The organism is Phocaeicola vulgatus ATCC 8482, from assembly GCF_000012825.1.
In the GTDB taxonomy this organism is placed as follows: domain Bacteria; phylum Bacteroidota; class Bacteroidia; order Bacteroidales; family Bacteroidaceae; genus Phocaeicola; species Phocaeicola vulgatus.
Genome location: NC_009614.1, coordinates 2,544,764 through 2,559,036, shown reverse-complemented (window position 1 = coordinate 2,559,036; position 14,273 = coordinate 2,544,764). Strand labels below are relative to the sequence as shown.

General features: G+C 42.7%; 14 protein-coding genes. 4 read left to right on the top strand and 10 right to left on the bottom strand.

The features are described 5' to 3' along the window. Positions 1-1,350 carry a TlpA family protein disulfide reductase gene (locus BVU_RS10020; protein ID WP_011965399.1) on the top strand — a complete coding sequence of 450 codons (1,350 nt, stop codon included), beginning with the start codon at positions 1-3 and terminating at the stop codon, positions 1,348-1,350. A 194-nt stretch (positions 1,351-1,544) separates the two neighbouring features. On the opposite strand, the gene BVU_RS10015 is transcribed toward BVU_RS10020, so the two are convergent. From BVU_RS10015 to BVU_RS10000, 4 genes are all read right to left on the bottom strand, one after another. Next, positions 1,545-2,780, bottom strand: coding sequence for a sodium ion-translocating decarboxylase subunit beta (locus BVU_RS10015; RefSeq protein ID WP_005845893.1), 1,236 nt, complete (start codon positions 2,778-2,780; stop codon positions 1,545-1,547). After that, complete coding sequence (locus tag BVU_RS10010) at positions 2,780-4,642, bottom strand: biotin/lipoyl-containing protein (RefSeq protein WP_011965398.1); 1,863 nt, start codon at positions 4,640-4,642, stop codon at positions 2,780-2,782. Before BVU_RS10010 ends, BVU_RS10015 begins: the two co-directional genes overlap by 1 nt. Before the next feature lie 30 nt (positions 4,643-4,672). Then, a complete protein-coding gene (locus tag BVU_RS10005; RefSeq protein WP_005845891.1) occupies positions 4,673-4,924 on the bottom strand; it encodes an OadG family protein in 252 nt (83 codons plus the stop codon). Positions 4,925-5,191: 267 nt separating this feature from the next. Then, on the bottom strand, positions 5,192-5,692 hold the full coding sequence (locus BVU_RS10000; RefSeq protein ID WP_005845890.1) for a nitroreductase family protein: 501 nt from the start codon (positions 5,690-5,692) through the stop codon (positions 5,192-5,194). Positions 5,693-5,754: 62 nt separating this feature from the next. Between BVU_RS10000 and BVU_RS09995 the strand changes: the two genes are divergently transcribed. Continuing rightward, positions 5,755-6,408 (top strand): HAD family hydrolase, encoded by a 654-nt coding sequence (locus BVU_RS09995; protein WP_005845889.1) that lies wholly within the window; start codon positions 5,755-5,757, stop codon positions 6,406-6,408. 9 nt (positions 6,409-6,417) lie between these two features. Here BVU_RS09995 and pfkA read toward each other — a convergent pair whose 3' ends face one another. Then, entirely contained in the window at positions 6,418-7,398 is a 981-nt protein-coding gene (gene pfkA, locus BVU_RS09990) for a 6-phosphofructokinase (RefSeq protein ID WP_005845888.1), read from the bottom strand. A 259-nt stretch (positions 7,399-7,657) separates the two neighbouring features. On the opposite strand from pfkA, the gene BVU_RS09985 reads away from it, so the two are divergent. After that, positions 7,658-8,098 (top strand): DoxX family protein, encoded by a 441-nt coding sequence (locus BVU_RS09985; RefSeq protein WP_007836156.1) that lies wholly within the window; start codon positions 7,658-7,660, stop codon positions 8,096-8,098. Positions 8,099-8,103: 5 nt separating this feature from the next. Here the strand turns inward: BVU_RS09985 and BVU_RS09980 are convergent, their stop codons facing one another. Then, positions 8,104-9,099 (bottom strand): DUF4435 domain-containing protein, encoded by a 996-nt coding sequence (locus BVU_RS09980; protein ID WP_005848961.1) that lies wholly within the window; start codon positions 9,097-9,099, stop codon positions 8,104-8,106. Between the two features lie 21 nt (positions 9,100-9,120). Next, positions 9,121-9,942: an AAA family ATPase gene (locus tag BVU_RS09975; protein WP_005845885.1), complete on the bottom strand. Its 822-nt coding sequence runs from the start codon at positions 9,940-9,942 to the stop codon at positions 9,121-9,123. A gap of 82 nt (positions 9,943-10,024) precedes the next feature. Here BVU_RS09975 and BVU_RS09970 point away from each other — a divergent pair, with 82 nt between their 5' ends. Next, positions 10,025-10,951 carry a DMT family transporter gene (locus tag BVU_RS09970; RefSeq protein ID WP_011965397.1) on the top strand — a complete coding sequence of 309 codons (927 nt, stop codon included), beginning with the start codon at positions 10,025-10,027 and terminating at the stop codon, positions 10,949-10,951. A 107-nt stretch (positions 10,952-11,058) separates the two neighbouring features. Here BVU_RS09970 and BVU_RS09965 read toward each other — a convergent pair whose 3' ends face one another. Genes BVU_RS09965 through BVU_RS09955 form a run of 3 tightly spaced genes read right to left on the bottom strand, consistent with a single transcriptional unit; the run spans position 11,059 to position 13,966 of the window. Beyond that, a complete protein-coding gene (locus BVU_RS09965) occupies positions 11,059-11,919 on the bottom strand; it encodes an SDR family NAD(P)-dependent oxidoreductase (protein ID WP_005845883.1) in 861 nt (286 codons plus the stop codon). Continuing rightward, on the bottom strand, positions 11,916-13,142 hold the full coding sequence (locus tag BVU_RS09960) for an NADH:flavin oxidoreductase (protein WP_008667759.1): 1,227 nt from the start codon (positions 13,140-13,142) through the stop codon (positions 11,916-11,918). Before BVU_RS09960 ends, BVU_RS09965 begins: the two co-directional genes overlap by 4 nt. Before the next feature lie 59 nt (positions 13,143-13,201). After that, a complete protein-coding gene (locus BVU_RS09955; protein ID WP_008667760.1) occupies positions 13,202-13,966 on the bottom strand; it encodes a DUF1295 domain-containing protein in 765 nt (254 codons plus the stop codon). Positions 13,967-14,273: the final 307 nt, after the last annotated feature.

Sequence of the window (14,273 nt, the reverse complement as noted above, 5' to 3'; positions counted from 1 at the left end):
ATGAGAACTCTAAAATCCATCATGGTACTTGGCCTTGCGCTGAGTACCTTTACCGCTACAGAAGCTGCAAAGCTCACTTTTAAGGTCACCAATCCCAATGAGAAGGTCAAAGTGAGATTGACTTTCAGCCAAAGTGGCGAACAAAAAGAAGTGGCGATTGATGCCGCTGGAAACGGCAACATAGAAATCACAGGATTCACTCCGCAATATGTAACCATGCAATACACACGCGGACGCCGTACTCTTTATCTGGATCCCAATCAAGACCTTACCTTGTCATTCGACAGTGACAACATGTGGAGAAACACAACCTTTGAAGGAGCAGGTGCCGCTATCAACACCTATCTGGGAAGCAAAGAGCTCCAATCACTCGGTATGCCCGATATGAAAATGCAAGAGGCCGCCCTCATACACAAAGGAGACAGCCTGTACGCAGCCAATTGCCAAGTATTGGAAGCCGCAAAACTTCCAGCCGATTTCACTGCACAGGAAAAAATACGTTTGCAATTCTATACGTATTATTATTTCTCCAAATACGCTTTGTATCATCCTCATTTTGGAAAGGATGACAACTATATTCCTTCCAAAGCATATTATGAAAAACTGGAAGCTATTACTCCGATCAATGCCGGTTTATTAGCTCTAAAAGAATATAAGGCTTTTCTTCCCGATGCTATCAGCGCCTTTAGTAATAAAGGAAAAACAGTTGCATCCAATTCTACAGAACAAAGTGTAAACTACGTAGATGCAACCATACAAGATGAAAAGGTTGCAGAATTTCTGATTGACCAATTTGTTTATAACTTTGTAGACAATAACGGGCTGGATGAAGCAGACGGGCTGATTGTCCTATTCCGCAAACATGTGAAGGATGCAAAGTCCATAGAAAAATTCAACGCACTTTGTACCAAGTGGGAAAAATTAAGATCAGGCAATCCCTCAGCAGCTAGCTTCTCCTATCCGGATATAAATGGGAAAACAGTATCTTTGGCAGATTTGAAAGGGAAATATATCTATATTGACGTGTGGGCTACCTGGTGTGGCCCTTGCCGTGGAGAACTTCCTGCGTTAAAGGAATTGGAAGAGAAATATGCAGGAAAGGATATTCATTTTGTCAGCCTGTCATGCGACAAGAACAAAAAGGCATGGGAGAACATGGTAACAAAGGATCAACTGAAAGGGATCCAGTTACACATGGGAACAGACAGGACCTTTATGGATGCTTACCTCATCAACGGCATTCCCCGTTTTATCCTGCTGGATCGGGATGGCAAAATCATCTCTGCCAATATGACCCGTCCGTCAGATCCCAAGACAGCAGAGAAGTTCAATGAACTGTTAGGACTATAAAACTCTCTCTTATATTAAACATTAATCTAACGATAGGCTTTCTTCGTGAGGAGAGGGCCTATTCTATTGTTTTAGCCAGGAGAACGATACAGAAAGAGAATAAAAGACACGAACTATACAGATCTTACAGTATTGTCTAAAACACCTGTAATTTCCGTATAATTCGTGCCCGAACAATTTAAATACGATGATTTTTATTGTAGGAATGAAATCAGCACACCGGCAGCCACGGCAGAACCGATAACTCCTGAAATGTTACTTGCCATACAATATTGAAGCACATGATTTTTGGGGTCATACTTCAAAGCAATTTCATTAGCCACACGGCTGGCCATGGGCACAGCACTCAAACCTGTAGCCCCAATCAGTGGATTGATCTTCTTCTTAGTGAAAAGATTCACCAACTTCACAAACAAGATACCACCGGAAATAGACAAGGCAAACGCCAAGAAACCACCTATCACAATACCGATAGTAGTCCAATTCAAAAATGCCTCCGTAGTCATTGTCGCACCGACTGACAACCCCAAGAAGATAGTTGCCGCATTCATGATACTATTTGAAGCTGCATCAAACAAACGTGAAGTATCACTACCTATTTCCTTAATCAAGTTACCAAACATCAACATACCAATCAAAGGCACTGCACTTGGCACAAACAGAGCGACCACCGTAGTCACTACAATCGGAAATACAATCTTCAGCACACGAAGATTCTTGATTTCTACCGAAGAAGGATATTTCTTTTCCTGTTCCTTCATATTGATACTCAATTCTTTCTTCGTACACCAGATTTTCACAACCAACGGAATGATAACGGGTACCAGAGCCATATACGAATAAGCGGCAATAGCAATCGGCCCTAGCAAATGGGGAGCCAGTTTAATAGTGGTAAAGATAGCGGTAGGACCGTCTGCTCCACCAATAATACCCAATGAAGCCGCCTCTTTCGGAGTGAACCCCATCAAGATAGCTACCAACAATACTGTGAAAATACCCAACTGTGCAGCAGCTCCGAAAATAGAAAGCCGCAAATTACGCAACATCGGACCAAAGTCTGTCAAAGCACCTACCCCCATAAAAATGATAGGCGGAAGAAAACCGGTCTTAATCAACATGTAGTAGATAAAGTTCATCAGGCCCAAGTCGTGCGCAATTTCGTGCAACGGCATTTCCCAGATGTTCTTCAGTGCTCCATTCACCATTACCATGCCGTTCTCATCGGCCTGGACAACCCCCATCTCACCACCGGGAAAGTTAGCCAGCAACACTCCGAAAGCTATCGGAATCAGCAGCAGCGGTTCGTACTTTTTCTTGATCCCCAAGTAAAGTAAGATGAACGCAATGGCATACATTATCAAGAATTGCGGTTCAGCAATAATATTGCTGAAAGCAGTCATATCATAAAGTCTTTCAAATATATCTTCCATTATACTATTTTCATTAATACGTCATCCTCTGAAACCGTGTCACCCGAATTAGCGCAAATAGCAGTTATAGTACCGTCATATTCCGCACGAATCGCATTATAGGTCTTCATTGCTTCGACGTAACAAATCACATCACCTTTATTAACCTTTTCACCCACCTTCTTCGGAGTTTCCTGGGCATTCTTTACCAAGAAGAATTTACCTTCCAACGGAGAAAGCACATCTTTCCCTTCCCCTACTGGAGCAGGAGCAGCTTGTGCAGGAACTGCACCCGAAGGAGCTGTCAGCGTAGCAGGATCTACAGCACCATATGCCACTGTAACGCGATAAGGTTGCCCGTTCACATCCACCGTCAATACCTTGGTCTTGTTTTCAGCTTCGACAGGAGTAGTGGCATTCGCTTTCTCCTCACGACGTTTCTTCACATCTGCCAAGAAGTCTTCTTTTGCCTTCCCGCTCTTATAAGCTTCATACTGGGCCGGATGCATGGCATACTCAAACAGTTCTTCGTCATCCTGTCCTTTATCCCATTGTTTTTCAAGCATCATCTTGCGATATTTTTCCAACTGGTCGGGATAATTGTCCTGCGGATTGCCATCAAAGAACTTGCGGCCTTCACGTTCTGCCTTTTCAATAATTTCAGGGGCCAGTTTACCCGGTAAACGTCCCGCTTTACCCAAAATCATATCCCAAATATCATCGGCAATCATTCCCCAACGTTCCTTACCTTTCTCCATAGCCATTACATTCATCATGGCAAGGTTCTTCACATACTGGCTGAACGGAGTAACCAAAGGAGGATAACCCACACGCGGCCATACGTAAGCAACTTCATTGAACAGCTTGATCAACAATTCATCCTGAGTCATAAACGGCAGGTTACGTTTTGCCTTGTACTTGTTGATAGATTCCAGATTCGTTTCAAGATCGGCCATCAAACTTCCCATCATGCCGCCCGGCAATCCCGGAGCAATCAGTAAAGAATTCATCAGACGGTTTTTGGGACTGATATATAAACCAAGGAAATCATCCATAAACTCCTGAATCATGGAACGCACTTTCATATACGCTTCCATATTAATTTCGGGCACTTTAAATCCGGCATCTTTCAACATGGCTTGCACACTAATCAAATCAGCATGGCCGGTTCCCCATGACAATGGTTCCATACCTACATCAATATAGTCGCAACCAGCCTGGCATACTTCCAAAATAGAAGCCATATTGAATCCGGGCCCCGCATGAGAGTGATACTGTATAGGAATATTTTTAATCTTCTTGATTCCGGCAACAATCTTTCCCAATGAAACGGGACGTCCGATGCCGGCCATATCTTTAATACAGATTTCATCGGCTCCGGCTTCTATAAGCTGCCTGGCCATATTCACATAATATTCCACAGTATGTATCGGAGAAAAAGTGATACAGAGCGAACATTGTGAAATCATTCCGGCTTCGTGAGCATAGCCGATAGAAGGGATAATATTGCGGACATCATTCAATCCGCAGAAAGTACGGGTAATATCTGTTCCTTGCGCATGTTTAACCTTATAGAATAATTTACGGACATCTGCCGGGACGGGACTCATGCGGAGACCGTTCAGCGCACGGTCCAGCATATGAGTCTGGATGCCTGCTTCGTGGAAGGGTTTCGTCCACTCGCGCACAGCTCTATTCGGATTTTCACCAAACAATAAATTTACCTGTTCAAAACCACCACCATTTGTTTCCACACGGGCGAAACAGCCCATTTCAATAATAGCCGGGGCAACCTTAACCAACTGGTCTACACGAGGCACGTACTTACCCGCACTCTGCCACATATCGCGGAAGACCAGACTAAATTTTACTTCTCTTTCCATTTTTGATAAATGTGTTTTTCTTTTTTTGGATTATAACTTCTCAATCTTTATCACCTGACCTTTACCTGCTGTCAAAATCTCAACTGCCGCCTTAATAGCATCCATAGCACCAGTATCTGCCGTAGGTGCTACAGCAGGTGCTTTTTTGGGGGTCTCTTCGGGGGCCACTTTGTTGACAACAGTAATAAGGTACTTGCTTAGATAGATAACGATGAGGAGAATGACAAAGACGGTCGCCATACCGACCACCATCAACATCAATCCAACTCCTATGTTCTCCATAATTTTCAGTGTTATTAATAGTACTTACTACACTCATAGGTTATTCAAAGCCTAAAAAGTGCTCAAATTTAGCCATTTCGGCTTTACTTCTATCATAAATGGAATACAAAATATGCAAAATTATCAGAAAATAAGAAGAGTCTAAAGAAATGTGCTTAAAATCCGGAACAGTCATCAGGTCAAGAAATTAACAGTACCTTCATCCACTGTAAAAGGAAATTGAATCTACCTGCCCGATGACACTCCGAAAGGTGGTTTTGTGATTTTTTAAAGAAGGATTTCATTTAATGGTTTCCGCTTCTTTTCTGTAGGTTCATCCTCCGCATAACCGACCGGAATCAAAACGGCCGGTTCCAAATTTTCCGGCAGTCCCAAAACCTCACTGCATTGCGGAGCATCAAAATTACAAACCCAACAAGTACCCAGTCCTTGTTCGGCAGCAGCCAGACAAAGATGTTCTACTGCAATAGCAATATCAATATCAGCATGATCCTTATTATCGGCACGGCGATGCCAAGACTCATTATGATCCACACAAGCCACTATGATACAAGGAGCCGTAGCAAGCCATTCCCGTTTATAACATGAATACAACGCTTTCAGTACGGCCTCATCTGTAACAATACGGAAACGCCATGGTTGAAAATTAACTGCAGATGGTGCAAAACGTACACATTCCATGATATAATCCAACTTTTCAGCCTCAACAGGACGATTGGCATATTTGCGTGCAGAATAGCGCGCCTTCACTAATTCTAGAAAGTTCATAAGCATTATTATTAGTTTGCATACAAAAATAGTAACTTTGCACCGATAAAAGAAGTACAAATATGAAGAAACTTGTAATATTCGACCTGGACGGCACATTACTGAACACCATTGCCGACCTGGCTGCCGCCACCAACCAAGCCTTACAATATTATGGCTATCCTACACATGAAACGGAAGCATACCGCTTTTTTGTAGGAAACGGAATCAATAAATTATTTGAGCGTGCTCTGCCTGAAGGGGAACGTACGGAAGAGAATGTATTAAAGATACGTTCACAATTCATCCCTTATTATGATGAGCACAATGCCGATTTAAGCCGCCCTTATCCCGGTATCTCCGAATTATTAAAAACACTGCAACAGCAAGGGATCATGATAGCGGTCGCCTCCAATAAATACCAAGCAGCTACCCGAAAGTTAATAGCACACTATTTTCCAGAAATAAACTTTGTGGAAGTACTGGGACAACGCGAAGGTATCCCCGCAAAACCCGATCCATCCATCATAAACGAAATCATGACAAAAGCAGGAGTCAAACAGGAAGATATACTTTATGTAGGTGATTCTAATGTAGATATGCAAACAGCGCATCATGCCGGAGTAACAGCTATAGGTGTGGCATGGGGATTCCGGCCGCGCACAGAATTGGAAGCCTTACATCCGGCACATATCATAGAAAAAGCAGAAGAATTACTTCCGCTTCTCCTTTCATGATTATTTTCATTAAATAGATAATTCATCAAGCACCTTGATAAGCGATTTATCAAGGGGCTTGTCTTTTTTAATTGCCTCAGAAAAAGGTACATATACCACCTCATCGTTATGAATGCCAATCATCACGTTGCGCTGCCCTTCCAATATGGCATCAATAGCTCCCGCCCCCAGACGGCTGGCAAGAATACGGTCATAAGCACTAGGCGAACCTCCACGTTGCAAATGCCCTAAAATGGTAACACGCACATCATATTGAGGATATTCTTTCTTGACACGCTCTGCATAATGCATGGCACCTCCGTCTTTCGGACTCTCGGAAACAATAACAATACTGCTATTCTTTGTCTTACGAAAACCGCGCCCGATAAATTTCTCCAATTGATCCACATCCGTACGATCTTCAGGAATAATCGCTGCCTCAGCACCAGAAGCAATGGCACTGTTTTGAGCCAGAAAACCGGCATCACGTCCCATCACTTCCACAAAGAATATACGGTCGTGAGAGGTTGCCGTATCACGGATTTTATCCACACATTCCACAATCGTATTTAAAGCCGTATCGTAACCTATGGTAAAGTCAGTACCATAAAGATCATTATCTATTGTACCAGGTAACCCGATACAAGGCACATCATATTCTTCCGCAAAAATCCGGGCTCCTGTAATAGAACCATTTCCACCTATAATCACCAAAGCATCAATTCCTTCTCGCTGCATAGTATCGTATGCTTTCTTGCGTCCTTCTACTGTTTGGAATTCAGCAGAACGGGCTGTCTTCAACATCGTTCCTCCACGTTGAATAACACTGCTCACATCCTGGGTGGTCAGTTCCTTCACTTCTCCATTAATCAGCCCTTCATATCCTCTATAAATACCCTTCACTTTAAATCCGTTACAAATTGCACTCCGGGTTACCGCACGGATAGCGGCATTCATGCCAGAAGCATCCCCTCCGGATGTCAGCACTCCAATACATTTAATTGTTTTCATATATTCGTATGTTAGCTTTTATCGTTACCTAAGGTACGACAAACATTATACCATATAGAACTAATATTTATTATAATTGTTCTTTTTTTATTCCTTTTGCACGAAGTCCTGACATTCGTTTCAAGAGTTTTTCTACAATAAAAAATTAATATGAGCGAATCAACCATCTCCAAAGAAACAAACAGTGAATGATTTGAACATTTCACCCTTTTGTTACGTTTATATAAATATAGTATAAACAAAAAAATAAAAACGTATTATGTCAGTCATTTATAAATTCTTATTTCCATCCAAGCCCGATGGCACTGCTATGTCACTTCTGATATTAGCTTTACGAATCCTGTTTGGTATTTTACTCATGTCGCACGGTGTACAGAAATGGGCCAACTACGATGTCATGTCCGGCAGTTTTCCCGATCCTTTAGGAATAGGCAGCCAACTTTCACTGGTACTGGCTATTTTTGGTGAAATGGTTTGTTCGATGGCTTTCATTTTCGGATTCCTTTATCGCTTGGCAATGCTTCCGATGATCTTCACCATGTGTATCGCATTCTTTGTTGTTCATGGTTCTGATCCTTTCGCCGTTAAAGAATTAGCCTTTATTTATCTGGTAGTATTCATATTATTGTATATAGCAGGACCGGGTAAATTCTCACTAGATCATTTCATAGCCAAAGCACTTGCCTCCCATAAGAAATAACCGATTCAGATATGTTTCAAGAAACGTTCTATATCTGCTTCCAATTTTTTATAAAGAGGTGATAACTTATAGCTGGTATGTTTGCGGAGTACAATGTCTACTCCCAACTGCCGGCGCTGATAGCTGGTCAGTTCATTATGAAACTGCATATTATGCTCTGCCAGTTCTTTAATCTCCGTTTCACGTTCACGGCGTAACACATTGCAGACAGGTACTAACAATCTCATCACTACACTATCCATAATGTGATGTCCTTGAATAAACATATAGGTATTGTCCTCATTCACTCCCAATTTGGCAAATTCCCCCTTCATCGCCTCTATTTCCTCCAAGGCTTTCGGATGGCGGCGTTCCAGCTCCAATAATTTACGCCTCACCCTGCGGCTCATACTCTCTAAACTCCGTTCAAGATGATAGACACTGACCCTATCTAATTTTACATACGAACAGAAATCAAGCAAAGAGAATTCGGAAAGATTATGTTTTCTATAAAACCACACCGACCAGATGAACAACGGATAAGCTATTTGAGAATACATACGCATAAAAGCGACAAAATCCACCAATGGATGATCATTCAACGTTGCCATGACACAAACCTCATGCAATGCTTCAGCATAACACTGATAGTTTTCTATAGCATATGCATAGGTATGAAAAACATATTTGTTATTTATTATATAACGTGAGGTATGGGTAGCCCCCTGCAACAGATAATCATAATCACTATCTACACAAGCTATCATATTTTGTCCCAACCGAGGTCCCAGTTCATTCATCAGCACAGACTTCTTACCTTTAGCCAAAGTGGTTTTCGAAGGAAGCATCACTTCGAAATAACGAGTTTCATTTTCGTATTCACCTAACAAGGTACGCCAGAATGAAATATCATCATAACTCTCAACGTATGCAATAATCTTGCGTCGCGAACATTTAGGCTTCAATTTGTTGGCCGCACCAATATATAAGGAGGACAGATTCTCGGACAATCTTTTTCCCATAGTATCGTCGTTAGAAATTGTTTATTTTGTAATATCACTCACCTCGGTCACTGCATCCAGCCAGCCATCCATAATCACAGCAGGCGAATGAGTTGTCAATACAATCTGTACATTAGGATTCAATTGCCGTATCAATGAAATAAGGCGTTGTTGCCATTCCACATGCAAGGATACTTCAGGCTCATCCATAAACAAAACCCCGCGGCGATTGTCTTGCACCAGAACCGTCAGCAAAATAACCAAAATCTGCTTCTCGCCGGAAGACAGTTGATAAGGATAAAGTATATCTCCATCCTGTTCAAACAAAATCTCATTGCTTTTACGAATGATTTTCTTACCGGTCTCACCAAACAAGTCATCCATCAGATTCTGGAATTTTGTCTTGGGGTAAGACATCTCGGCGGCACGAAGCTGACCGTCAGGGCCACCGGAGGTAAGGCACTCGATGATGCGGTTACCGATATTTACCTGATAATCCAGATAACGCCGTTGCAACTGATAAAGTTGCCAATCCAATTCTGTCTTAACATTCTTATCCGCCATCTTTTCGAGAAGTTCCGAATGAATCAACGGACGGTCAAAACTACGGATTACATCAAAGTGTATCTGGGTAGCATCTTCCGGAGAGAAGACAAAATGTACACCGGGAGCCGAACCGTTACTCAACGCTCCACCTTCCAAAGCCGTCAGGCTATTCACAGATCTGTTCAGGATAGTGCTCTTGCCGATACCATTCACTCCGCTCAGAATATTGACATCCGGACGCAGTTCCCATGAGATATCTTTACGGCCCCAAAGCCGCTTTATCTCGATACGTTTTATATAATCAGCTTGCTTTTTCATTTTTGATAGATTTACTTGTAAGCAAAGATAGAAAATATAAAAAAAACCTCCTACATTTGCACTGTTATTTAAGGTAAAAAGAATGGCTATTCAAAAGTACAAAGGACATTTGGCATTGCTAGGCGCTGCCATAATGTGGGGATTAATGTCCCCAATTGGTAAAACGGCGTTAGAAAACGGTATTTCAGGCCTTTCCCTCGCTACATTTCGAATGACAGGAGGTGCTATCTGTTTTTGGATAGCTTCTATTTTCGCTCCTAAAGAACAAGTAAAGCCGCACGACTTGATGATGTTGTTCTTTGCAGGATTGTTGGGTATCGTCCTGAATCAGGGATGTTTTACTTTCGGACTATCACTGACTTCCCCCATCGATGCTTCCATTGTAACAACCACAGCCCCTATCGCCACTATGATTGTCGCTGCCATTTATCTGAAAGAACCGGTTACAGGGAAAAAAGTGATTGGCATTTTTCTAGGTTCCATCGGAGCTTTAACACTCATACTGAGCAGCCAAGGCTCAACAGATGGAAAAGGCGGAAGTATTCCGGGAGATTTGCTTTGCCTGTTGGCACAAATCAGTTTCTCATTCTATCTGGCTATTTTCAAAGGACTGATCAGCAGATACAACATATTTACTTTAATGAAATGGATGTTCACCTATGCAGCCATCTGCTTTATTCCATTTTCCTATCATGAGGTCTCGACCATACATTTTCACGAAATTTCCACTTCCACATGGACCTGTGTAGCCTATGTCATTGTAGGTGGAACATTCCTTGCCTATATTCTGATGATGATCGGACAGAAAACATTGCGCCCTACTGTCATCAGTATGTACAACTATGTGCAGCCTATTGTAGGAACCAGTGTCTCTATCTTGTTAGGAATGGGAACCTTCGGTGTTGCCAAAGGAATAGCTGTGGCACTGGTATTCACGGGAGTTTATATTGTAACCCAAAGTAAAAGCCGTGAACAGATGCTGGCAGAACAAGCAGCCAAGAAAGAATAACCTCAACTACACTGCAATCCGAAACCAGACACTCTTCACCGACCATAAAAGCCGTATCCACTCTACTTTTGAGTAACGATACGGCTTTTATGTATTTAAAGGAATTCTCAGCCAATTGGCTCCTCCAATTTCAGTTTCTCCAAATATGCTTTCGTATCCGCCCAAAGCTGTCTTGCCTGCGGATGATTCATAAACTTATCCTTTACTTTTTTAGGCTTGCAAGAAGCAAACATCTGTCCTGTAACTTCTTTCCATCGCTCATCCAAAAGCAAACTGACAGCTGTCGCAGCTCCTTGCTTCGGAGTACGGATACAAGGACGGAACAGTATGTCGGTCAACGGATCAAACCACATATCCATACGGATGATATTGGTAGAAACAATACCGGGATCGGCAGCATTGACGGTGATTCCCTCTGCTTTCAGCCTTTCAGAAAGTTCACGGGTAAAAAGCCACAAAGCCAACTTTGTATTGCTGTAAACAGGGATACGCCAAAAACTTCCTCTCTTTCCACGAACAAAAAATTCAGGAGTAATCTTCCCTATGGAATACGTACAAGAAACCATGTTCACAATCCGGGTTCCCTGCCCCATCAGAGGTAATAATTTCAAGGTCAGTAAAAAAGGGGCCACATAGTTCACGGCTACCGTATATTCCAAACCATCCTCCGTTGTAATCAAACCTCCGGAACTCATGGTTCCCGCATTGTTCATCAGTAAGTCGATATGTTTTCCACGCCCCAACAAATCTTCTGCGATATTAGTCACAGAAGCCATAGAAGAAAGGTCAACCTGTCTGACTTCTATCTCTTTATTGCCTGTTTCCAAAATCAACTGGTTCTTACGCTCCTCTCCTTTGAAAAGAGTGTAGCACAACATAATTACATGATAACCGGCCTGTGCTACCGCACGGGTTATTTCGGTTCCCATTCCTCCATCGGCACCGGTTATTATGGCTAATTTACTCATTGGTTCTCTAATTTTTCTATTTCACGTTCCAAGCAAAGGGGCAATTTCTCTTCCAAATGTTTGTGGCATGCCATATCAATAGTGTACATTCTCGCAATGCAATAATTACTATGACCGCAATTGCAACGCGCCTTTTCTTCAGTGCGCAACCGATTCACAAAACCAGGTTCATTCAGCAACGCCCTTCCCATCTGTACAAATTCAAAACCATCATCCAATACCTCATCTATCTTTTCACGAGATACCAGCCCCCCCACATATACTAACGGAATTTCCTTTATTTCTGTTCTGAATCTCAATGCATCTTCCAAAAAATAAGCCTCTTTGAAAGGTACTGTCGGAATCATCCATTTGCCTACCATACGCACCCCATATTTCAGCCACCAACAGTTCATATAATGTGTCATACTTTTTATAGGCATCGCTCCCCGCATGACATACATAGGCGCTTTGCTTACAAAACCTCCACTCAGCACCAACGCATGAGCCCCGTCCTGTACCAACCGTTTCGCTACCTGCACAGCTTCATCTATTTCCATTCCTCCTTTAAAACCGTCACGCATATTGGTTTTTACCAGAACGGCCATGTCATTACCTGCGGCACGCATCACTTCCTCCATCACCATATCCATAAAGCGCATACGATTCTCCAACGAGCCGCCGAACTCGTCTTTACGATGATTGGTGTAAGGTGAAAGAAACTGACTGATAAGATAGCCATGCCCCGCATGTATCTCCACCGCGTCAAATCCGGCCTCACGCGCCCAGTTGACCGACTGACCGTATGCCTTTGCCATCTGCGGCAGTTCCTCCTTGCGCAAGCCACGCACGAAAGTAGGCGAATAAAGATTAAAACCGGAAGAAGCTCCTATGGGTGTTACCCCACAAATACTTTTGTGCGACATATTTCCACAATGTCCCAACTGAATGCTTACGGCAGCCCCTTCTTTATGAACCGCATCGGTTATTTCCCTTAATCCCGGTATAATTTCAGGGCGCATCCACAATTGCCTGTCGAAAGAAAGGCCACTCTGTGTAACTGCTGCATAAGCAATAGTAGTCATTCCCACTCCACCTGCCGCCACCGAGCAGTGATAATCCTTCAATTGCCGGGACGGAGCATTGCCCGGACACATACTCTCAAAAGCAGCCGAACGAATCGTACGGTTACGCAAAGTCAGCGGTCCGATAGAAGCGGGAGTAAATAATTTAGAGTTCATCATTCATATGTTATGTTTCGCTTTCATCATTTCCTGAAACAGAAACGATATACTATTCAAATTCAATAAATAAAAGGAATCATTCTTTTCTTTTTTCCTACCGCATCCTTACCAAACTCTTCCCGATAACGGTTACGGATGGAATTGGCACGTGGAGCCAGATTAGCAAACGTCCACAGCACAAACACCCATGCAGCGGGCGAACAAGTGAGTACGGCAAACCCTATCCATTCCACCAACTCGCCAAAATAGTTGCCCGAAGTGACATATCGGTACATTCCCTTCTGCGGCAAATAATGGCGTGTATCGCCCGGTTTACGTAAATGGCGGATCACACTGTCGGAATGTAGATTAATGCCCATCCCTATAAAGAACAGAATAACCCCAAGCCAAAAAGAAGGAGTACTGAGCCAGGCATCTGTATAGAGTCCTTCCGGAGCCAGATAGAACAACCATTCGCCCTGCATCAGTCCGTTCAGGACATTAAAGACCACTCCCATCAACATAATGGCAAGGGGCATCCGGCTCTTTCCTTTCATCAGGAAAGGGAAGATAAAAGAGCGCTGGAAATAATGTAATTCAAAAAGAAGAAAAAAGAGGAAAGGAGCGGCATCAAAACGCACGCTGCTGTTCCACCACAGATAAAGCATTACAAGGAATACAGGCGCTTCCATCAGTACCCAACCTAATTTATTGTTCACTGAAAGTCCCCATTTCGGGGTGTGGAACATACCATAACCGGCACGTACATAATAGAGGGCTACAAATACAATCACCGCAAGTGCGGACATTGCCAATAGCAAAAATTCAAAAGTCTGTTGTCCCATACTCGTTCCTCCCTGTATTAAATTTAGTAAGTCACTAACAAATTTAAGGGAAAAATCAGAGGAAAGCAACAATTAAGAGATTTTTTGCAAAAAAAGGATACGATTTTTATCGCAGAGAAGACTTTACTTAGAGAGGTATATACTATTTTCTACAGGTTTTCCATTGATTTCCGACTTCCCTCCCCCGCCAATCATCAAAGTACCATCACGTTGCATTTCAGCATCAGACATATACAGGAAGCTCGTAACGCCATTAGCAAACTGGACATGCTTTTTTATTGTACCCAGACTTAGACACAGAAAAAGA

Bases quoted from the DNA above. Each gene is read 5' to 3' on its own strand.
- BVU_RS10020 (WP_011965399.1), top strand. From the start codon at position 1: ATGAGAACTCTAAAATCCATCATGGTACTTGGCCTTGCGCTGAGTACC.
- BVU_RS10015 (WP_005845893.1), bottom strand. From the start codon at position 2,780: ATGGAAGATATATTTGAAAGACTTTATGATATGACTGCTTTCAGCAAT.
- BVU_RS10010 (WP_011965398.1), bottom strand. From the start codon at position 4,642: ATGGAAAGAGAAGTAAAATTTAGTCTGGTCTTCCGCGATATGTGGCAG.
- BVU_RS10005 (WP_005845891.1), bottom strand. From the start codon at position 4,924: ATGGAGAACATAGGAGTTGGATTGATGTTGATGGTGGTCGGTATGGCG.
- BVU_RS10000 (WP_005845890.1), bottom strand. From the start codon at position 5,692: ATGAACTTTCTAGAATTAGTGAAGGCGCGCTATTCTGCACGCAAATAT.
- BVU_RS09995 (WP_005845889.1), top strand. From the start codon at position 5,755: ATGAAGAAACTTGTAATATTCGACCTGGACGGCACATTACTGAACACC.
- pfkA (WP_005845888.1), bottom strand. From the start codon at position 7,398: ATGAAAACAATTAAATGTATTGGAGTGCTGACATCCGGAGGGGATGCT.
- BVU_RS09985 (WP_007836156.1), top strand. From the start codon at position 7,658: ATGTCAGTCATTTATAAATTCTTATTTCCATCCAAGCCCGATGGCACT.
- BVU_RS09980 (WP_005848961.1), bottom strand. From the start codon at position 9,099: ATGGGAAAAAGATTGTCCGAGAATCTGTCCTCCTTATATATTGGTGCG.
- BVU_RS09975 (WP_005845885.1), bottom strand. From the start codon at position 9,942: ATGAAAAAGCAAGCTGATTATATAAAACGTATCGAGATAAAGCGGCTT.
- BVU_RS09970 (WP_011965397.1), top strand. From the start codon at position 10,025: ATGGCTATTCAAAAGTACAAAGGACATTTGGCATTGCTAGGCGCTGCC.
- BVU_RS09965 (WP_005845883.1), bottom strand. From the start codon at position 11,919: ATGAGTAAATTAGCCATAATAACCGGTGCCGATGGAGGAATGGGAACC.
- BVU_RS09960 (WP_008667759.1), bottom strand. From the start codon at position 13,142: ATGATGAACTCTAAATTATTTACTCCCGCTTCTATCGGACCGCTGACT.
- BVU_RS09955 (WP_008667760.1), bottom strand. From the start codon at position 13,966: ATGGGACAACAGACTTTTGAATTTTTGCTATTGGCAATGTCCGCACTT.